The sequence below is a fragment of the Shewanella sp. Isolate13 genome (assembly GCF_022398325.1).
In the GTDB taxonomy this organism is placed as follows: domain Bacteria; phylum Pseudomonadota; class Gammaproteobacteria; order Enterobacterales; family Shewanellaceae; genus Shewanella.
Window position 1 is genome coordinate 114,513 of the sequence record NZ_JAKEVD010000004.1, and the last position, 19,102, is coordinate 133,614.

At 47.8% G+C, this 19,102-nt stretch carries 21 protein-coding genes and 1 riboswitch; of the genes, 1 reads left to right on the forward strand and 20 read right to left on the reverse strand.

What is annotated here, in order from left to right; translation table 11 throughout:
• Positions 1-169 precede the first annotated feature (169 nt).
• The 15 genes from L1D44_RS04035 to moaA form a co-directional block, all read right to left on the reverse strand.
• Positions 170-1,669, reverse strand: a complete 1,500-nt coding sequence (locus L1D44_RS04035) for a capsule assembly Wzi family protein (RefSeq protein WP_239888925.1) — start codon at positions 1,667-1,669, stop codon at positions 170-172.
• A 6-nt stretch (positions 1,670-1,675) separates the two neighbouring features.
• A complete protein-coding gene (coaD, locus tag L1D44_RS04040) occupies positions 1,676-2,155 on the reverse strand; it encodes a pantetheine-phosphate adenylyltransferase (RefSeq protein WP_220768956.1) in 480 nt (159 codons plus the stop codon).
• 195 nt (positions 2,156-2,350) lie between these two features.
• Complete coding sequence (locus L1D44_RS04045) at positions 2,351-3,040, reverse strand: TIGR01621 family pseudouridine synthase (protein ID WP_239889005.1); 690 nt, start codon at positions 3,038-3,040, stop codon at positions 2,351-2,353.
• Positions 3,041-3,088: 48 nt separating this feature from the next.
• Entirely contained in the window at positions 3,089-4,312 is a 1,224-nt protein-coding gene (locus L1D44_RS04050; protein ID WP_239889006.1) for a sensor histidine kinase, read from the reverse strand.
• A gap of 82 nt (positions 4,313-4,394) precedes the next feature.
• On the reverse strand, positions 4,395-5,072 hold the full coding sequence (locus L1D44_RS04055; protein WP_028766736.1) for a response regulator transcription factor: 678 nt from the start codon (positions 5,070-5,072) through the stop codon (positions 4,395-4,397).
• A 3-nt stretch (positions 5,073-5,075) separates the two neighbouring features.
• Positions 5,076-5,597 carry a hypothetical protein gene (locus L1D44_RS04060; protein WP_239888926.1) on the reverse strand — a complete coding sequence of 174 codons (522 nt, stop codon included), beginning with the start codon at positions 5,595-5,597 and terminating at the stop codon, positions 5,076-5,078.
• A 42-nt stretch (positions 5,598-5,639) separates the two neighbouring features.
• Complete coding sequence (locus tag L1D44_RS04065) at positions 5,640-5,990, reverse strand: NirD/YgiW/YdeI family stress tolerance protein (protein WP_239888927.1); 351 nt, start codon at positions 5,988-5,990, stop codon at positions 5,640-5,642.
• Between the two features lie 130 nt (positions 5,991-6,120).
• Complete coding sequence (locus L1D44_RS04070) at positions 6,121-7,227, reverse strand: ABC transporter ATP-binding protein (protein ID WP_239888928.1); 1,107 nt, start codon at positions 7,225-7,227, stop codon at positions 6,121-6,123.
• Entirely contained in the window at positions 7,208-7,888 is a 681-nt protein-coding gene (gene modB, locus L1D44_RS04075; protein ID WP_220768952.1) for a molybdate ABC transporter permease subunit, read from the reverse strand. The genes L1D44_RS04070 and modB overlap by 20 nt, the downstream gene beginning before the upstream one ends.
• The gene (modA, locus tag L1D44_RS04080) at positions 7,888-8,667 is read right to left on the reverse strand and encodes a molybdate ABC transporter substrate-binding protein (RefSeq protein ID WP_239888929.1); all 780 of its coding nucleotides are present in this window, start codon (positions 8,665-8,667) and stop codon (positions 7,888-7,890) included. Before modA ends, modB begins: the two co-directional genes overlap by 1 nt.
• Positions 8,668-8,700: 33 nt before the next feature.
• Complete coding sequence (gene moaE, locus L1D44_RS04085; protein WP_239888930.1) at positions 8,701-9,153, reverse strand: molybdopterin synthase catalytic subunit MoaE; 453 nt, start codon at positions 9,151-9,153, stop codon at positions 8,701-8,703.
• A 1-nt stretch (position 9,154) separates the two neighbouring features.
• Positions 9,155-9,406, reverse strand: coding sequence for a molybdopterin synthase sulfur carrier subunit (moaD, locus tag L1D44_RS04090; protein ID WP_239888931.1), 252 nt, complete (start codon positions 9,404-9,406; stop codon positions 9,155-9,157).
• 8 nt (positions 9,407-9,414) lie between these two features.
• A complete protein-coding gene (gene moaC / locus L1D44_RS04095) occupies positions 9,415-9,891 on the reverse strand; it encodes a cyclic pyranopterin monophosphate synthase MoaC (protein ID WP_202287363.1) in 477 nt (158 codons plus the stop codon).
• 73 nt (positions 9,892-9,964) lie between these two features.
• A complete protein-coding gene (gene moaB, locus L1D44_RS04100; protein ID WP_239888932.1) occupies positions 9,965-10,489 on the reverse strand; it encodes a molybdenum cofactor biosynthesis protein B in 525 nt (174 codons plus the stop codon).
• 82 nt (positions 10,490-10,571) lie between these two features.
• Complete coding sequence (moaA, locus tag L1D44_RS04105; RefSeq protein WP_239888933.1) at positions 10,572-11,552, reverse strand: GTP 3',8-cyclase MoaA; 981 nt, start codon at positions 11,550-11,552, stop codon at positions 10,572-10,574.
• A riboswitch (molybdenum cofactor riboswitch) is annotated at positions 11,540-11,676 on the reverse strand. Its footprint overlaps the gene before it by 13 nt.
• Before the next feature lie 257 nt (positions 11,677-11,933).
• On the opposite strand from moaA, the gene L1D44_RS04110 reads away from it, so the two are divergent.
• On the forward strand, positions 11,934-13,583 hold the full coding sequence (locus L1D44_RS04110) for an electron transfer flavoprotein-ubiquinone oxidoreductase (protein WP_239888934.1): 1,650 nt from the start codon (positions 11,934-11,936) through the stop codon (positions 13,581-13,583).
• A gap of 128 nt (positions 13,584-13,711) precedes the next feature.
• On the opposite strand, the gene L1D44_RS04115 is transcribed toward L1D44_RS04110, so the two are convergent.
• The 5 genes from L1D44_RS04115 to L1D44_RS04135 form a co-directional block, all read right to left on the reverse strand.
• Positions 13,712-14,062 (reverse strand): DUF4870 domain-containing protein, encoded by a 351-nt coding sequence (locus L1D44_RS04115; protein ID WP_239888935.1) that lies wholly within the window; start codon positions 14,060-14,062, stop codon positions 13,712-13,714.
• Between the two features lie 39 nt (positions 14,063-14,101).
• The gene (locus L1D44_RS04120; protein ID WP_239888936.1) at positions 14,102-14,797 is read right to left on the reverse strand and encodes an MOSC domain-containing protein; all 696 of its coding nucleotides are present in this window, start codon (positions 14,795-14,797) and stop codon (positions 14,102-14,104) included.
• A 99-nt stretch (positions 14,798-14,896) separates the two neighbouring features.
• Positions 14,897-16,354, reverse strand: coding sequence for a sensor domain-containing diguanylate cyclase (locus L1D44_RS04125; protein WP_239888937.1), 1,458 nt, complete (start codon positions 16,352-16,354; stop codon positions 14,897-14,899).
• A 314-nt stretch (positions 16,355-16,668) separates the two neighbouring features.
• A complete protein-coding gene (locus L1D44_RS04130) occupies positions 16,669-17,511 on the reverse strand; it encodes a PfkB family carbohydrate kinase (RefSeq protein ID WP_239888938.1) in 843 nt (280 codons plus the stop codon).
• A 230-nt stretch (positions 17,512-17,741) separates the two neighbouring features.
• Positions 17,742-19,070 carry a coproporphyrinogen III oxidase family protein gene (locus tag L1D44_RS04135; RefSeq protein WP_239888939.1) on the reverse strand — a complete coding sequence of 443 codons (1,329 nt, stop codon included), beginning with the start codon at positions 19,068-19,070 and terminating at the stop codon, positions 17,742-17,744.
• Positions 19,071-19,102 lie beyond the last annotated feature (32 nt).

The window sequence follows — 19,102 nt, forward strand, 5'->3', positions numbered from 1 at the left end:
ATAAAAATATAAAAAAACACTAACTTAACTTAGCCCATGATTATGTTATTTTTAGTCAATGGGCGTGAATTGAGTTCTAGACTTGCTTAAGTCGCAATCCTCGAGCCCAAAATCTACCGAAATAAAAAAGCCAACGCTTCTTAGGCGTTGGCTATCTTATAAAGCTCTCTTAAAACTTGTACTCATAAGTGCCAAACACCGTGGCATTGGTCTCGTTTTCTTGCACCTCAAATTCAGATTGAGATACGGTTCCGCCAACACTTATCATGCCCTTCCAAATTGGCATACGATAGCTCAGCTCCAACATCAACAGATCTTCTTTAACAGGCTGAGGTGCCCAGCCATGGGTCGGACTTTTACCGTCTTTATTAAGCTGTGCGTAGCGCAGCAAGGAGGTAAAACCTTTACTGTTAGCAAACTGGCCAATCAAGCCAAGCACATACACATTGGCGTCACTGTCATAGGTGCTGCCTAAGGCGCGACCGTAGTAACGGGAACCACTGCGGTAGGTCGAGTGCTCATAGAAACAGTTAAAATAGTTCTCGTTTTCGCCGCAGAACACCATAGTGTCTGTGTACTCGAGGAACACCTTATACTGCTGACCATCTAGGTTAAAACGGGTATCGGCACCAAACATCGAGCCACAATCCACGATATCCCATGGCGCCGAGCTCTTAGCATCTTCACAGGTTCTCTCGTAATAAACGCCGAATGGTACATTGTACCAAGTGTCGCTAAAGCGGATATCGTAGCCCGCCATCTGGTTGCCATAGTTACTGCAACCAAACTCTTCTACGTTATCGGCACGACAATCTCGCTGGCCGGTGATCGATTTAAAGGCGCTTTCCCAGCTACACTCTTGGCCTTCGCCACAGAACTGCGTCGTCCAAGAAAGGCCTATCTCCAACTGCCTAAAGGGACGAATCGATCCGCGGAAGTTCCATAAAAGAGTATGAGGAGCATAACGCTCCTCTTCGAACATGCTCACCCCAGCGGTAAATGTCCAAGGGCCTAACCACGATAGCCAAGGCGTCTCGAAAGCTTGAGCATTATTGCGGCTCAGCATGAGTGATGGCATCGGACGGGCGTTATTCGATTTATGTAGCGATGAATCAAAACCGGGTCCCCACCACTGCTCGATGGCACCGAAAGTAAACATCCAGTTACCCATCGCCATGGCAAGATAGGAATCATCGAAGCGAAACTCTTCGTCATCTGCGGGATCGTAATTCGCCGATGCCGAGACTTTATAGGCAAACCTATCACCTAAATACTCGTAAGAAGCGCTGGCTTCTCCCTGCTCGCGATAGTCCGAGCCAAAGTGCTGAAAACGAGCAGGATCGCTCGCCGCAGCCAGCTTTACGCTAACATTGCCACGATTATCGACCGCATTGCGATAGTAATAATTAACACGGGAAAAGGCCTCGACTAATGCAGGAGTGAGTGTCGAAGGTTCGACCTTGGCCAAGTCGCCACCAATACCCGACCACATCAAGGGATAGGTATTAACCGGAACGGTAATGACTCCCGCATCGGCAAGGGCTTGAATATCGGCTCTGAGGTAGATATCGGAGGTATCGACCCAAGGCGCGGCAATGCTGCCCCCAGAGAAGGTTAGGGCTAGAATGGCTATGAATCTAACCGTGTAAAACTGGATAAACTTAAGCATGGACAACTATTTAGCCTTGTTTGTTAATGCATTTGCCACTTCAACATGAACGAACTGACTCACATCACCACCATGAAGCGCCACCTCTTTCACTAGGGTAGATGAGATAAATGAGTTCTCTTCCGCCGGCGTTAAAAATACGCTCTCAAGCTCTGGGCTCAGACGACGATTCATGTTAGCTAACTGAAATTCATACTCGAAATCAGATACCGCACGTAAGCCTCTGACCAGCACGCTGGCATTTTGTTCCTTTGCAAAGTCAACCAGTAGGCCACTAAACCCCACCACCTCGACATTATCTAAATGTGCAGTAACCGTTTTGAGTAATTCGACTCGCTCAGCAAGGGTAAATCTTGGCTGCTTAGAAGGGTTGGCTGCAATGCCAATGATGACATGCTCAAATAAATTTGCCGCACGCTCAATCAAATCGGCATGACCATTTGTAACTGGGTCAAATGTTCCAGGATATATGGCTCGCTTATGCACGTTAAAATCTACCCTTAAAGTTGTTACTTAGCAGTCTGAACTACCTTGAAATTAATCGTCCTAGAATATGGACTTTTTAGGCCCCCTATCCTACTCGTTATTGAGCGAATTGTGAATGTAAAAGCCCAGATAAGCGACAAGGCGCATCAAGGTATTAACTTTTCTCTGAGGCGGAAAAACAAAGAGATAACCCAGTTAACTGGTCGTGGACTTTTTCAGCTTGGGCCAAGTTAATTGATGGGGCTGCTGCCAAACATTAAGTTGCTGGCTTACACCAGTATCTTGGAAATGCTCACCAGTACTTGGTTGAGCGGTATATTGATACTCTTGTCCTTGATAATCAAAGTGCAAACAGTAGGCGTGGAGATAGCCTCTATCGGCACTTTCACCACCATAGAGGGTATCACCCAAGATCGGCGCACCTATGCTAGCTAGGGCAACTCTTAGCTGATGCGTCTTACCACTGTGGGGTTTAAGTAGATACAGTCGCTCCCCCTCGCCAATCGAGTGAGAGAAAAACTGAGTGATGGCTGGATTATCGGTGCTACGTAGAAGCTTATGCATGCTGCGACGAGACTTGGCCATATCGCCGATGACCCAGCCCTGCTTCTTCTTTGGTTTGCCCTTTGCTAGCGCAAGATAGTATTTCTGCACCAGATGCGCGGAAAACATACGGGTAAACTCGGCGGCAGCCGTGCTCGATTTAGCGAGGATGATCAGCCCCGAGGTCATAGTATCTAGCCTGTGTACGGCGTAGAGCTTAATGCCGAGATCGGCCTCGGCCTGAGCGACAACGCCGGCGCTGCCATCTTGGCTATGAAAATGCACTTCGGCCGACTTATTGATCACAATAAAGTCGCGCTCATCGGCAATGACTCGATACATAAATGAAGGTTCCACTAAGCCCCCTAGAGCAGCTTAGCTATCGCTAGACTAAAAGGTAATAATCACCTTTAGGCCAGGCTGATTATCGGTTAGGGCTATTTTAGCATTATGTCGCGACAGAATCGCCTTCACCATAGACAAACCTAAACCTGTCCCCTTGTGATGACGACTAGGATCTAAACGCACCAAACGTTCGAACACCTTCTCACGAGAGCCCTCGGGGATCCCTGGACCATTATCTTGGATAGAGATGACATTACGATTCTGGGAAATACTGATCGTGGCACCTTCACCGGAATACTTAATCGCATTATCGACTAAGTTAAACAAGGCTTGGAACAGCAGATACTTATCACCACTGAGCTGGAACTCTTCACCTGTAGTGAGCTTGAGTGACTGACCGTTGAACTCGGCCATCGCCTCGGCCATCTCAAACAGATCTTGGCTGAGCTCGATTAGGCTAACCTCTTGCAGCTCCAGTGTTTGCTGACCCTCTTCGATACGAGTCAACGACAGCATGGCATCGAAGGTAGCTAGGCAGTGATCTAGCTCTTCGGTGAGGATCGCACAGCTCTCCTCAAGCTCCTCTTTAGGCTTAGCCGGTAACTGCTCGAGTCCTATACGAAGATGTGATAGCGGGGTCCGCAGATCATGGGCGATGTTATCGGTCACGCCGCGCACTGCCGCAAGGTTTTTCTCTAGCGCATCGAGCACACCATTAAACTGTCGTGCAAGCATATCAAACTCATCTTCACGCCAGCCCACGGGCAGGCGCGTCGAATATTGACCACGCTCAATGCGTTTACTTAAGCGGTTATACTGCACCAAACGCCGCAAAATAGCTTTAGAGAACAGATAGCCCAAGGCTAACGTCAACACTAGAGTCAACATCAGCGCGGTAATGGCAGCATTGGTAAATTTATCGATAAGGGCACCAAGCTGATCGACACGAGTGGCAATCAGCATAGGGCCGTAACGGGTCATCACCATACCACCGGTTAAGATATGTAGCTTCTCAGGCCCACCGGTAAACACCGGAAACTCACGTTTCTCCGGTAGCATAGGCATATCTTTGGGGATCATACTCAATGAGCCGATAAGATCGAGGGAGTCGCGCCAAACAATCAAGGTCACTTTGGGATCGGCACTGCGTACCTGAGTCGCAAAGCTGCGCCTATCCAAGGTCAGCGCCATCTGTTGATAGCGGGTCTTTTCAGCATCGAGATGCAAGTCCAGCTGATGCTCTTGCTCATTGATCAGCTGGCGATACATTCCCAATAACAAGGTGCCAATGATGACAGTTACTAGGGCTGAGAATATGATGGTAATGCGCCAGGCACTACTCTGATAGGGCTTAATGCCCTTGGCGTAACCGATATCCAGCACCTCGAACAGTTTCGATTAACTCACCGTGGCCTAGCTCTTCAAACTTACGTCTTAGCTTAGCAATATGTACATCGATGACATTGGTACGCGGATCGAAATGATAATCCCACACCGCTTCGAATAGCAGCGTACGACTAATCACTTGGTTAACGTGCTCCATTAGGTACTTAAGTAACTGAAACTCTTTGGGCTGCAGCAAGATCTCCTGTCCATCGAGTGTCACCTTGCGCGTCAACAACTCTATGGTCAGCGGGCCCACATTGAGATCTGTGATAGTTGGCTGCGATTCACCACGTTGCATCAGCTTTTCAGCACGAACCAGCAGCTCAGAGAAGGCAAAAGGCTTAGTCATGTAGTCATCACCGCCCGCACGCAGCCCCTTAACACGCTCATCAACATGACTTAGCGCAGACAGGATCAACACTGGCGTTTGGCTGCCGGTGGCGCGCAGCGCCGCTAACAGTTTCAAACCATCTAGCTGTGGTAACATACGATCCAAAATGATCAAGTCGTACTTCATGCTGGTCGCAAGCAGTAAGCCTTGATGACCGTCTGTTGCCGTTTCTATATTGTGCCCTTGCTCAACAAATCCCTTTACGACATATTCGATGGTAGTCGCGTCATCTTCAACCATGAGTATTTTCATGTTCTAGTCCCATTTGAGCAGTGGTAATAATTGTTTGTTTTCAATATCGAAGGCTAACTGATGTTTACCATCGACATCGAGGATCTCTAATTCTATATAACTAATCCCTAGGTCGTTATCGACTTCGGCCTTAACAATATGGCCGCTATTTTCTTCATTCACTAGGGTCAACATTTCTGAGAGCGATAGGCCATTTTGTTGCAGTACGAGTACGCCAGCAAGTTCGTCTTTATCATCACCCTTTAGACGCCCTACTTCCCGCTCTTTCAAACTGCCATCTATCGCACGGTATTCATATTCTGTGATGGTTTTTGTCTGAGGATCGATCATCTTGAATTCATAAATCAATTCGCCATTTTCGATATCAGCTTCAAATTCGGAGATCACGCCATCATTCAACTGCTCAAGTTGCTGCATCATCTCTGTAGGCAAGGGATAGTTTCCCGAAGAGATCATTGAATACAAGCCTTGTCCAGCAAACGCGCTACCAGATACTAATAACAAACCAACTAGCCAGCGAGCCATGGCTCCTCCGAAAATAAAACGCTAAACCACTTTTTGAAAGGATTATTCAGAAACCAGACGCATACTGTCAATTTCTATTTCAATACCTTGCCACTCATCGTCTACTTCACCGACAAGTCTCACCTTAGTGTCATCCGATACTTCAATATTACGCCAAAGCGCATTATCGATCTCAACCTCAACATCACCACTTTCATCACGGAAAAGGTACTTTTCATCACCTAGGCTTTGCACTAGATAGCCTGTCAGCTCAACAGGGGTATTATCTTTAGCTTTAGCCGCATCAGACGCCGTCTTAACCTGAGTTTCAGGGCCTGGGCCATTGTAAGCAGCGAAAGCTGGAAGCGTTAATACCGCCGATAATACGATTAAACCCGTTAATTTTTTAGACATAAAATAGCACTCCTCTCAATATATGAGCCTAGTTTATGTCATTGTCTATAACATCTAGATGGAGCAAAGATTAAACTTTGATCATATGCTTAAAGCATAGATGAGCGCCGATAATCCCCACCTAAAAAAGCTACTTTTCCAGTATATGGATGAGCTCAGATTTGAGCGCAACGGTCGTTTGTGTGCCCACCGTCAACTCCAGTTTCTGGGCTAAATGCAGTGGCACTTCGGCATGGATCTTATGCTGCACACCAACGACACTTGCCAGCACTCGCACCGTCTCCCCCATGACCAGCATAGAGTCGACGGTAATATCAAGTTTATTGAAGCTGCGGCACAAACGCCCCTTCTTAATCGAGTTAAAGCGCACCCCTTGATTGGGGATCACCCAGCGCACCTTAGTACCCACATCTAAGCTTTCAAAATAAGTACTGGCGATCAGATGCTCACCAAATTTCAGCCAAGTGATCTGCCGCTCCTCTTCCTGAGCGATCACATGAGCATCGAAGATATTGCGCAGACCCATCTGTTTCGCAACCGCCTCATCTCGCGGGCGGGTTAAAACTTCATGAGGTCGACCTTGCTGCAGCATCTTACCTTGGCTGATCAAAATCATGCTGTCGGCTAATAGCAAGGCTTCATTGAGATCGTGGGTCACCATGATGACAGGAATCGCTAGCTGCTCTTTCAGCCGAGCCAATTCAAGGTAGAGACGCTCACGGGTCTCCCTATCGACAGCCGAGAAAGGCTCATCGAGCAACAGTACCGAAGGTTCTCGCGCCAAGGCTCGAGCCAGTGCCACCCGTTGACGCTGACCACCGGAAAGGTGTGCTGGAAGTCGGTCTGGCAGGCCATGAAGATTGACCCGCTCAAGCCAGTCTTTTGCCCGCGCCTCTCGCTCAGCCTTAGGGATATGATCCAGCGCCGCCACCACATTTTCGAGGGCGGTTAAATTAGGAAACAGACCAAAATGCTGTGGAACGTAACCTAAATGACGTTGCTGAGGGCTTAGCTGTATGTTCTGCTCGCGATCAAACCAAGGCTTATCACCATAGCGGATCACGCCATTTTCAGGCAGTGTCAAACCGGCGATCATCCGCAGTAAGGTTGACTTGCCGCCGCCAGAGGGACCAACAACGGCTAATACTTCTCCCGCCTTGCAACTGAACTCAGCATCAAGCTTGATATGCTTGGTCTGCTTAATGCGGCAATATAGATCAGCGACGCTTTGCAACATGCTGGCCTCCAACACGGCGCGACAAACTGGTCGTTAACGCCAATACGGTAATCGCAAACAGCAGCAGTACCAGCGACATATTACCGGCACTGGCAAAATCAAATGCCTGCACACTGTCATATATCGAGATGGCGATGGTCTTGGTTTCCCCGGCGATATTACCGCCCATCATCAGCACCACGCCAAATTCACCCAGCACATGAGAGAAACAGAGCACCATGGCGGTTAACACGCCAGGCCACACCATAGGCAGTTCAATCTTAAACAACACCTTAAGTCGGCTCATACCACAGCAGGCAGCGGCATCGCGCACATCTTCAGGCACAGCTTCAAAGGCGCGCTGAATTGGCTGAATCGCAAAGGGAATATTGACTAAGATGGAGGCGACCACTAGGCCGGAGAAGTGAAAAACCAGCTGGTGACCAAGTAGTTGCTCTAACATACGGCCTAGCCAAGATTCACTGCCGAGCCCTACCAGCAAATAGTAGCCGATAACGGTTGGTGGAAGCACCAAAGGCACCATGACTAAGGCTTCGACCCAAGACTTGCCACGAAAATGGCGATAAGCCAGAAAACGCCCCGCTAGAATCGCCAGCGGGATCAAAATAAGCACAGTCACACTACTGAGCTTAATCGATAGCAGTAACGCTTCCCAATCCATTAATTCATCGCTCTCGCAAAGCCGTAATCGGCAAATACATCCTGAGCGGCCTCAGATTGCAGATAGGTATAAAACAGTTTGGCGGTTTCGCCCGCCTTCAGGGTTAGCACCATGCGCTGACTCAATGGCGTATAGTACTCTTGTGGGATCACCACATAGTTAGCTCGCGCCTTGAAAGGTTTCGCCACCGCTAATGATAGAGCAACCAAACCACCTTGAGTGGCGCCGCTCACGGCAAATTGCGCCGCCTGTGACACGTTTTCACCAAAGACCAAGTTTGGCTGAATATCTTGCCACAGGCCTAGCTTCTTCAGCACCTCTTCGGCGCGTTCGCCGTAGGGGGCATGTTCAGGGTTAGCGATGGCAAAGCGTTTTAACTGCTTCGAGTCCATCAACCGCTTCACCCCATCTAAGTCAGGATCTAAGGTTAATGGCGACGACTTGGGCGCGGCAATCGCGAGCAGCCCCACGGCATACACAACACCGTCATCGGGTGTCTGTTTGGCTTGACTTAGCTGCTTGATATAGCGCTCATCGGCCGATAGAAATAATTCGAACGGGGCACCATGCTTTATCTGGGCAACAAAATTGCCGGAGGAGCCATAGGAGATCCGCACCTTGCGGCCTGTATCTTGGGTAAATTGCTTAGCGATATCATCGAGGGCAAACTTAATACTCGATGCCGCCGCTATAGCTGGCACATCTTGCGCCGCTAGCACACCTTTGCTCATTGCTAAAAACGGTAGCAATAGAGCAAGCACCATTACTCTAAACTTCATTGAGCGGTTCTCCTGGCATTCAAAGGCGTCAAGTTACGCCTTTTGATCCCACATCTTTGCAGCTTGTTCGTCGGCGTCACGGGCTTCCACCCAATTTGCGCCTTTATCACCCGCTTCTAACTTCCAAAACGGTGCTTTTGTCTTAAGAAAATCGATCAAAAATTCGCAAGCAGCGAAAGCCGCTTTACGGTGGGCGCTAGTCACGCCAATAAATACGATCTGTTCACCAAGCGCCATGGCACCAACGCGATGAATGATGGTCACCTTGTTTAGCGGCCAACGCTCGCGCGCCTCTGCTTCAATCTGATTCAGCACCGCTTCTGTCATGCCTGGATAGTGTTCAAGCGTTAAGTCGGTAACTGCGCTACCGTCGTTAAAATCACGCACCTTACCGACAAAAGTCACTACCGCGCCATCGCTATTATCTTGGCTAATTAGCTGATATTCATCGGGTACACTAAAGTCCTGAGTCTGAACACGGATCATCTTAACCCCCTGTTACAGGTGGGAAGAATGCCACTTCATCACCATCGACAATCTGTGTATCCCACTGACTGATGGTTTGATTAACCGCCACCAGCAGCTTATCAGATGCCATGACCTTGGCCCACTTGTCATCGGTCGCGGCTAAAGTAGCACGTAGGCCTTCGGCTGTTTGGGTGTGTTCACTGGCTTCAACTTTTACGCTAGCGGTGCCAAGCAGTTCTCTAATTTGTGCGAAAAATAGTACGTTAATCATATTGGTCTCTATACCTTAAAATGCCCAGACTTGCCGCCACGTTTCTCCAGTAGACGCACCTGAGAAATTACCATATCTTTTTGCACCGCTTTACACATATCGTAAATAGTCAGTGCGGCCGTTGAAGCTGCGGTTAATGCTTCCATCTCAACGCCAGTCTTACCCGAAAGCTTACAAAGACTGCGGATCCATACGCGGTTATGCTCTGGTTGTGCCTCTAGCTCAACCTCAACCTTAGTCAGCATCAGAGGGTGACAAAGTGGGATAAGATCGGAAGTCTTCTTCGCCGCTTGAATACCCGCAATACGGGCTGTCGCGAATACGTCACCTTTGTGGTGACTGCCACTCATGATCATCTCTAGAGTTTCACTCGCCATCTCAATATAGGCTTCGGCTCGCGCTTCACGCTCGGTAACAGACTTATCTGTCACATCTACCATGTGAGCATTACCATCTGCATTGATATGGGTAAAAGCATTGGTCATTGGGTTTACGCCTTTTTATAAATTTGGGTCTAAGTACCTAAAAACAGCACCGTAAAACGGGTCTCGATGAGACCTATTCGGTGATTTTTTTCACGTGCATCACAAAGTTACAAGGACGATGTGTTGCATCAAGTTGCTCTTTAATCAGCTTATTCCAGCCAGTCTTACACGCACCAGTGGAACCAGGCAGACAGAAAATAGCCGTTTTATTGGCGATGCCACCTAAAGCACGAGACTGCACGGTCGATGTGCCAAGCTCGGTATAAGTAATATGACGGAAAAGCTCACCAAAACCTTCGATATCTCTATCAAACAATGGCTTAACCGCTTCTGGGGTATTGTCCCTATCGGTAAAGCCTGTGCCGCCAGTGGTAATGATCACCTGCACGTCATCGGAGGCGATCCATTGGGATAGCACCGAACGGATCTGATATTTATCATCTTTGATAATCTGACGATCGGCAAGCTTATGGCCTGCCTCTAGCAACGCGCTTTCAAGAAAAGCTCCCGATGTATCCGAATCAAAGTTACGGGTATCAGATAAGGTTAAAACAGCAATGTTTAGCGCCGTAAACTGGCTTTGAGTGCAGTGTCCCATTATGGTCTCTTATTTATTCGAGTCATAGCGATAATTATACCTAGCTTCTGACGCAACTTAGTTGCGTCAGATCAGAGTTTAACTAGCCGCCGATAGAAGCGAGGTGCTGTGTCACACCTGTGATGCCGTCATGTAAGAAGTGTGTCTGCTTCTTCTGGGCAAGCTGACCATGTAAGCGCTCAATCAACTCCGCTTGCTGATCCGGTGTTTGTAGCAAGTCACGCAGATCGACGCCATTTTCAGTGAACAAACAGAGATGCAGTTTCCCTTTTGCCGATACACGTAGGCGGTTGCAACTGGCACAGAAGTTCTTTGCATAGGGCATGATAAGCCCGATGCGGCCTTGATAGTCTTGATGACTGAAGTTTTGCGCAGGACCATCGTCAACCGCTGGCGTATCGAACTGCCAACCCGCCTGTTCTAGTTGTAACTTGATGTCGTTGCCCGCTAGATGGTGGGCCTTGAAATAATCGTGGCCTAAGCCCGTTTCCATCAGCTCGATAAAACGTAGATCGATTGGCGTATGTTTTATCCAGTGTAGAAATCGCGGTAAGTCTTTATCGTTGAGACCCTTAAGCAGTACGGCGTTAATTTTAACACGCTCAAATCCAGCCTCTAGGGCGGCATCGACACCGCGCATCACCTCATCAAACTTATTCTCACCAGTGATCTGGTAAAACATCTTTGGGTCCAAACTATCGACCGAGATATTGATGCGTCTTAACCCTGCGTCATACCACTCTTGGGCGTGCTTAGCTAAACGATAGCCGTTAGTCGTGGTCGCAATGGTTTTAATCTTATCGTTGTCATTAACGATACGAATGATGTCGGTGAAATCTTTACGCAGTGAAGGCTCACCACCGGTGATCCGGATCTTTTGTGTGCCGACCTGTGAGAAAGCCGAGACCAAATGCTCGATTTCGTTGAGATCGAGAAATTTAGGCTTGCCATCTGGGCGGTAGCCATCGGGGAGACAATACGTACACTTAAAATTACATACGTCAGTGACTGACATACGCAGATAATGAAACCGTCGACCAAAGTTGTCTTGTAGTTGGGACATGATCACCTTTCCAAGTAAGGGGAGGTGAGATCATTTCTTTTCTCACCCCGGTGGCGTTATTGCCACGGCTAAAAACCCGTATCTGTCTCGACGTAGGGTAAGAAGCTCGGAGAACCGTCAACCTTGATTATAGGCGTATTTTTGTGACAAACCATACCCAAAACCCCACATTTGCCGTCAAAAATCGACACATATAAAGTTTTTGTGACAGTTGTCACGGCAAAAAATGCTTAAAATATCTGCAGCATAAGCTTGGAAACGCTGTGCCCTTATCCAATTTTAAGGTAAGGTGAACGAATAACATTAAAACACCCGTTTATAGTCTGCTTGATTCAATTGGCACTATTGTCATCGGGGGAAATAAGAAGGAAAGGTGATCTGATGGAACGCGAATCGATGGAATTCGATGTAGTAATCGTGGGCGCGGGGCCCTCTGGATTAGCTGCGGCATGTCGTTTAATGCAAATATCTCAAGACACTGGCCAGGAACTCACGGTCTGCGTCGTTGAAAAAGGCTCCGAAGTCGGTGCACACATCTTGTCAGGTGCAGTATTCGAACCTAAGGTGCTGGATGAACTCTTTGATGACTGGCGCGATAAGAGTGCTCCCCTGCTCACAGCCGTGACTCACGATGAGATGCATATGCTCAGCTCCGCAACTGCTGCGCGCGCGATACCTAATGCACTTATCCCTAAAACCATGCACAACGAAGGCAACTATATCATCAGTGTTGGTAACCTTTGTCGCTGGCTCGCCGAGCGCGCCGAAGAGTTAGGTGTAGAAGTCTTTCCTGGTTTCCCTGCAAGCGAACTGCTGTTTAACGAAGACGGTAGTGTCAAAGGCATTCAAATTGGTGACATGGGCGTTGGCGAAGACGGCCAGCCCAAAGATGGCTATGAGCCGGGCATGGAGCTACACGCCAAATATACCGTATTTGGTGAAGGTTGCCGTGGTCATCTTGGTAAACAGCTTATCGAGAAATATCATCTCGATAACGGTAAGACAGCGCAACATTACGGCCTGGGCTTTAAAGAGATCTGGACGGTACCCAGCGAACAACATGAGCTAGGTAAGGTAGTTCACACCGGTGGCTGGCCGCTTACCGAAGGCGCCTCTGGTGGCGGCTTCCTGTATCATATGGAAGACAACCAAGTTGCCGTTGGCTTGATTATCGATCTCAACTATAAGAATCCACACCTTAGCCCATTCGATGAGTTCCAGCGCTATAAGACGCACCCCGTTATCGCTAAAACGCTCACTGGCGGCGAGCGTATCGCCTATGGTGCCAGAGCCATCACTAAAGGTGGCCTAAACTCTCTGCCTAAGCTCACCTTCCCTGGCGGCATGATTATCGGCTGCGATGCCGGTACGCTGAACTTTGCCAAGATTAAGGGTACGCATACGGCGATGAAGAGCGGCATGCTGGCTGCAGAAACACTCGCTCAAGCTATGATGGCCGGTGTCGAATCGGGTAAAGATCTCGATTGCCTACAAGATAGATTCGATGAAAGCTGGCTCAAAGAGGAGCTATATGCATCACGCAACTTCGGCCCTGCCATGCACAAATTTGGCACCTATCTAGGTGGTGCATTTAACTATATCGATCAAAACTGGTTTAGCGGTAAGCTGCCTATCACCCTTAGGGACGAGAAGCCTGACTATGCACAGATGGCCGAATCGAGCGCTTACAGCAAGATTGATTACCCTAAGCCGGATGGTAAGCTGAGCTTCGATAAGCTCTCTTCGGTGTATCTATCTAACACCTTCCATGAAGAAGATCAGCTATGTCACCTGCGCCTCAAAGATGCACGCATCCCTATTGAGGTAAACCTGGAGAAATATGATGAACCCGCCCAGCGCTACTGCCCTGCTGGTGTGTATGAGATTGTCGAGGAAGCCGGCGAGAAGAAGTTTGTCATTAACGGTCAGAACTGCATTCACTGTAAGACCTGTGATATTAAAGACCCGAGTCAGAATATCACTTGGGTAACGCCTGAGGGCGGCGGTGGTCCAAACTACCCCAATATGTAATTGCGTTTATAGCCAGTCCAAGTAGAGCCACCCTCTGAAGAAGGTGGTTTAGGGCTGGAAACAAAAATGCCTATCGGATCTTTCCAATAGGCATTTTTGTTTAAAGCATCATGGCTATAGCGAGCTGATTAATAAGCTCTTGGCTTGATGAAGTTTATCGTCAGTGGGTATTTATAGCTCTCACCTTCACTGGCCTTAATCGCGGCGATAATGGTCACTATGATATCGAAGATGGCTAGGATCCCTATCAACAGAAAACCTACACCCACCAGCATTAAGATCCCGCTGATAATAAAGTAGATAATCACGCTAATCTTAAAATTCAGACAATTTCGGCCACAGCTTTCTACAAATGCATACTCATCGCGCTTCATTAGCCAAACAATAAGTGGGCCTAAAATACTGCCGAATGGGATGAGGTAACCAGAAAAGCTCGCTAGGTGTACCAATACTCCCATGTTCTTTTCATCTCGAGTCATACATTCCGCTCCTTGAAATTATTCATATCCGTAAATTAGTTATTTTTTGGGGCCATACAAACGCATCTGCCAGTCTTCGATGACCCTATTTTCGATGCGACGCTTAAGGCTGTTCACCCAAGCCGCCGCTAGCCCTTCGCAATCGGCTAGACGCTGGTATTGCTCGGCATTAAATTCAGGTAAAAAATAGATATGCATCGCCTCGGCGACACTGATATCCGTCAGGCGCTCAAGCAGCTGGACGGTGTCAGTCTCATAGATGGTGCCAGACTTTAACACTCGGTAAAACCAACCGCAGCGGCCGCTTTGCTGCATGGCTAAGGCAAAGTCATCATGACCGAACTGCAGATTAAGCTTAAAGCAGGGCGAACGCGGTTGCGTTACTTGTAGCTCCACCTCACCGATTTTGATGATATCGCCAATATTCACCTGAGTCTCATCTAATCCTACAGTACTGATGTTTTCTCCCATAGCAGGAGCATCTTTAAAACGACTCATTAAATCCCAGCGGCGATACTGGCCATAATGCTCCCGTGGGAAATGATGTAACACTCGATCTAGCCCACCATGATGCTTAGGATCGGCTTGCGCATCTCCGACAACGGCTTGGATACCGATTTTCAGTTCATTAGCCCTAAGCTTATGATTAATCCCTGAGGTTACGCCCGCGAGAGCCACTATCACTTCGCCGTGGTATAGGCCTGAGATCTGTTCGACCAGTGTTTGAGGTGCCATCCGTATCTACTCTGTTGAAAACCCAAAACTATCCTAACATCATCGCCAACAAAAAACGCCCCTAGCTCAAGCCTTCGAGTCTACGCCACTATTAACGGGCTAATAGGAAAGAACGACCCGGTTACGCCCCTGCTCTTTTGCTTGATAGAGCGCGATATCGACACGATTTATCAGCTCTTCGGCCTTTTCCGATGTTCGGCACTCAGCCACGCCGCAGCTTATGGTGACACTGATCTCGCAGCCATTGACGGTCAGTTGCCGCTCCTCAACCTGCTTTCTAAGCTTCTCGGCAATCTCACCAGCCTGACTTAAGCCACACCCAGGTAGTAAGATCAAAAACTCTTCACCGCCCCAACGACACAAGAGGTCATCGCTTCTTAACAGAGCTTTAAGTTGCTGGCTTAGGGTTTGGATAACTAAATCACCGATATTATGGCCGTGAGAGTCATTGACCCTCTTAAAATGGTCTATATCAAGCAGCAATACCGACATAGGCGTACTTTCTAATACCGATTGAGCCAACGACCGAGCAAAAGAATCCTCAAAGGCTTGGCGATTAGCCACACCAGTCAGCTTATCGGTTGAGGCCATCAGCTCTAATTTGCCTTGGTATTTCCCTAAGGTCATATTGGCGATAAGTAAGATCCCTAGCGTTATAAACAAGCTTAAACCTATGTTGGCCCAAAAGGTCGTCAGCAGCTTTTTCTCACCGCGCGCCTCCTGCTGCTCTACAATTAGATACCACTTGAACTCAGACACTAAGCGGCTATTGAGATAGACCGTCTCCCCACCCTTCTCGTACGAGAACGAGGTGCTAGGGCTGGTAAGAATTCGGGTTGCGAGGGTTTCGAGTCCAGGGCTGAGCTGTAAGCTAGCCCCGCCACTATATTGCTCACTGTGTAAGGTGATATTGCCTTGCCTATCGGTAAAGTAGACACTGCGATTATATCTAGCCTGATAGAGTTCAATCAGGCGTTTAACGCTCTCGACTGCCAGACCAACACCCGTTACCCCAATAAAGTTGCCATCGAAATCAAACACCTTGTAGTTAACATAAATCACAGTCCGATTGTTATCGGCTGTGTCTTGATCGATATTGACTTCATAGTGTTCATGCTTGGGAAGGGAGCGCACACGAAAATACCAGGCATCCTCCGGATCGATATCTTCTATCTGCTTTAACACAGCACTAGAGTGGTAATACTTACGTGAGGCTTCAGAGACAAAAAAACTGGTCACTGTGGCGTACTTATCTTGGATCTCCTTGAGGTAACGGATCAGCTTCTCTGGAGTCTGTTCATGGTTAATGGTCCAATCCCTGACAAAGGTATCCTGCGCCATTAATGAGGAGATAAAAATCGGTCTAAGCAGATCTTGCTGAATTTCCGAGTAAATATTATCGCTTGTCAGTGGCAAATTATTTTCTTTAATCTGCTCACTCAATGAGTCATGGGCAACTTTATAGCTGATACCACTCGTCACCGCAAAAGCCATTAGTAGCAATAGAGAAAGAATCCATATAAAGCGCCTTTTACCGTTCCAAACTCTATTACTCATACTCAGCCTCAATCACATCAACTAACCATTGCGAATTAGCACACAAGCATTGTTAATTTTTTGTAAATGATAACTAAAAAATAAGTGACTAGCATCGACTTTTAAGCAATTGTCGACATTTTTACCCATTATTCCAATTACATTAAATAAAAAAGCCCCGCAGGAGAGGCGAGGCAAAGTGCACCACTTAGGAACGGAAGTTCTACACTTAAAGGTTATCTGCTTCGTATCCTATGCGCTGAAGGTGACACTTATATGTCACTGATATGACATAGCTATGACTCTAATATACCTTAGCCATGACATGACAAAATCTACTCAGGGGCTAAATACGCCTTGAGCCCCTTACCTGGGATCGAGCTATTACAAGACACCGCAAACCCTGACCAAACAGCCGCCTCATGCATAGACTCGATAATATCCTTTTGACTTACTAAGCCATGAATCAGTCCTGCTGCATATGCGTCACCAGCTCCCGTGGTGTCAACGACTTGGCTAGGCACAGCCGCAACATGCTCACATCCAGTATCGCTGTATAGCATCGCGCCCTTCTCACCGTCAGTAACCACGAAGTACTTAAGGTTATCGCCAGCAATGGTTTTAGCAAACGTCCAACGGTCTCCTTCACACCTGCCCTGCATATCACTCAAAGATGCGATAAGCACATGGCAGGGACGCGCTCGCTCATCCTTGGCTAACTGTGCCACTACTAAGCAATGAGCCATGGCGGTCTTAGACCAACTCGCCGCGCCTTCGGTTGAAGAGTTAATATAGAGGGCATCCACATCTTGCCAGTTTGGTGGCAATGGCAATTCGAACTTAGGGCGCTCGGGTCTGATGATGGTTCGCTCACCGTCCGGCGTCATCATCAACAACATCTCACAGGTGTTGCCTGCACGGCGCTGGATCAGGCTGCAATTAATCCCTTGAGTACTGGCCTCGGCGATTAACCAATCACCAACCTTATCACGGCCAACCTCAGTGACTAAAGATACCTGATGCCCAGCCCAGACGAGACCAATGCCCGTATTGGCGCCACCACCACCTAAGCGCTGACCACCATCTTTATAATGAAATCGGCCGCCAGTTTTAATAGGGTGGTTAAGCAAAAAAATACGATCACAATTGAGGTTTGCTACCAGTAATATATTCGCCATATCTGCTCGATAAGAAAAACAAGTAGATTGATAGTATGAGATTTACCTGCGCCTTCCAAGTCATAACGTTGGTTTAAGTGGATGACTTAGCCCTATGTCTGTTTTTATGCTGGCGACTGTGATTGTGCTATTTCGAAGCGGCTTACTTGGCGGGGAAAATGCGGGAGAGGCTGACAGTAAGGTCTCACAAATAAAAAAGGGGAGCTCTCTAAGCTCCCCTTAATTGCTAATTACATATCGCAAGCTTTAAGTGGCTTACGTAGCTGAGCACGAACGTTATCCATGCCTGAATAGAACTCTTTCATCATCAGTAGTCCCATCATCTTACCGTTATCGGTAACAATCAGCTTATCTGGGTCTGTTGGGTCATTCTTAATCGCGCCGATGGCTTTCATCGATGTCATCTCTTTAAACAAGGCGGTATCGAGGTTCACACCGAAGGTATCTCGGAAATACTTACGCGACAGGCGACCAGAGAACATGCCCAGTAAGAAACGGTACTGCATCACTTCCTTGCGACCATAATTCTTCTGCTGATCGACGCCCATCTGGCCATTTGCGATACGCTCCTGGTACTTACGTAGTGAGAAGGTATTCACATACAGGGTGTCATTTAGGAAGCTAAACGAGCCAGAACCCACCCCTAAATACTCGTCGTAATCGATTACGTATTCATCGAAGCCTTCGTTATTCGCCTTACCAAATGCCCATGCTGATAGCTGGTTATACTGACCGTTCAAACTGTTTAGGATTTGGCGGTACTGACGCGCCATATCACCATGTGGTGCAGCCAACTTACCCTTTACGCTCTTACGAGTCTGGTGAGTGATCATCAACGGATAGGTAGTGATCTGGCGTGGATCAAGCTTAGAAGCCATATCTAAGTCATGCTGGATCACTTCATCGGTCTGACCGCGGAAGCCAAAGATTAGGTCAACGTTGATGATCGGGAACAGCTCTTTAGCCGCCATGATCTTATCGAAAGTCTGCTGTCCTGAGCCGAATTTCTCGATGCGATCCGTCATGGTCAGAATGTCATCGTTAAAACTCTGAACGCCGATAGACATACGATCCACTAAGCCTTCAAGCTGCTTAAAACCTTCGCTATCTAAGTGCTGAGGGTCTGACTCACACGACACCTCTTTAATGCTCGGGAATAGCTTCTTAGCGTGCTCGATAGTGCGGGCAAGCTCATCTTCTAATACGGTTGTAGTGCCACCACCGATATACATAGACTCAAAGTCATAACCTAAGGCTTTAACCATATCCATCTCTTTACGCAAAGAGATGAAATAAGCGCGCGCTTTATCCTCTTTAAAGAGGAAGCGGTGGAAAGTACAGAATGAGCATAGGGTATGACAGAAAGGCACATGCGCATACAGCATGTACTTCTTGCCTTCAATTGGATTTGGCATCATCTCAGCCGAAACCGTGTCCAGTCTTAAATTGCGGTCTACATAAAATTGCATCACCTTTTCCATACCGCTAATCATCCAGTTCGGTGTGGTGATATTGGCGTTATATGGTTGAGCAATTTCAGGCAAAATAATCGAAGACATAAAAATTCCTATAAGAAGAATGCTAATTACAA

What these genes read in the sequence shown, in the direction of transcription:
- L1D44_RS04035 (WP_239888925.1), bottom strand. Translation starts at nt 1,669, where the DNA reads ATGCTTAAGTTTATCCAGTTTTACACGGTTAGATTCATAGCCATTCTA.
- L1D44_RS04045 (WP_239889005.1), bottom strand. Translation starts at nt 3,040, where the DNA reads ATGTATCGAGTCATTGCCGATGAGCGCGACTTTATTGTGATCAATAAG.
- L1D44_RS04050 (WP_239889006.1), bottom strand. Translation starts at nt 4,312, where the DNA reads ATGTATCGCCAGCTGATCAATGAGCAAGAGCATCAGCTGGACTTGCAT.
- L1D44_RS04055 (WP_028766736.1), bottom strand. Translation starts at nt 5,072, where the DNA reads ATGAAAATACTCATGGTTGAAGATGACGCGACTACCATCGAATATGTC.
- L1D44_RS04060 (WP_239888926.1), bottom strand. Translation starts at nt 5,597, where the DNA reads ATGGCTCGCTGGCTAGTTGGTTTGTTATTAGTATCTGGTAGCGCGTTT.
- L1D44_RS04065 (WP_239888927.1), bottom strand. Translation starts at nt 5,990, where the DNA reads ATGTCTAAAAAATTAACGGGTTTAATCGTATTATCGGCGGTATTAACG.
- L1D44_RS04070 (WP_239888928.1), bottom strand. Translation starts at nt 7,227, where the DNA reads ATGTTGCAAAGCGTCGCTGATCTATATTGCCGCATTAAGCAGACCAAG.
- modB (WP_220768952.1), bottom strand. Translation starts at nt 7,888, where the DNA reads ATGGATTGGGAAGCGTTACTGCTATCGATTAAGCTCAGTAGTGTGACT.
- modA (WP_239888929.1), bottom strand. Translation starts at nt 8,667, where the DNA reads ATGAAGTTTAGAGTAATGGTGCTTGCTCTATTGCTACCGTTTTTAGCA.
- moaE (WP_239888930.1), bottom strand. Translation starts at nt 9,153, where the DNA reads ATGATCCGTGTTCAGACTCAGGACTTTAGTGTACCCGATGAATATCAG.
- moaD (WP_239888931.1), bottom strand. Translation starts at nt 9,406, where the DNA reads ATGATTAACGTACTATTTTTCGCACAAATTAGAGAACTGCTTGGCACC.
- moaC (WP_202287363.1), bottom strand. Translation starts at nt 9,891, where the DNA reads ATGACCAATGCTTTTACCCATATCAATGCAGATGGTAATGCTCACATG.
- moaB (WP_239888932.1), bottom strand. Translation starts at nt 10,489, where the DNA reads ATGGGACACTGCACTCAAAGCCAGTTTACGGCGCTAAACATTGCTGTT.
- moaA (WP_239888933.1), bottom strand. Translation starts at nt 11,552, where the DNA reads ATGTCCCAACTACAAGACAACTTTGGTCGACGGTTTCATTATCTGCGT.
- L1D44_RS04110 (WP_239888934.1), top strand. Translation starts at nt 11,934, where the DNA reads ATGGAACGCGAATCGATGGAATTCGATGTAGTAATCGTGGGCGCGGGG.
- L1D44_RS04115 (WP_239888935.1), bottom strand. Translation starts at nt 14,062, where the DNA reads ATGACTCGAGATGAAAAGAACATGGGAGTATTGGTACACCTAGCGAGC.
- L1D44_RS04120 (WP_239888936.1), bottom strand. Translation starts at nt 14,797, where the DNA reads ATGGCACCTCAAACACTGGTCGAACAGATCTCAGGCCTATACCACGGC.
- L1D44_RS04125 (WP_239888937.1), bottom strand. Translation starts at nt 16,354, where the DNA reads ATGAGTAATAGAGTTTGGAACGGTAAAAGGCGCTTTATATGGATTCTT.
- L1D44_RS04130 (WP_239888938.1), bottom strand. Translation starts at nt 17,511, where the DNA reads ATGGCGAATATATTACTGGTAGCAAACCTCAATTGTGATCGTATTTTT.
- L1D44_RS04135 (WP_239888939.1), bottom strand. Translation starts at nt 19,070, where the DNA reads ATGTCTTCGATTATTTTGCCTGAAATTGCTCAACCATATAACGCCAAT.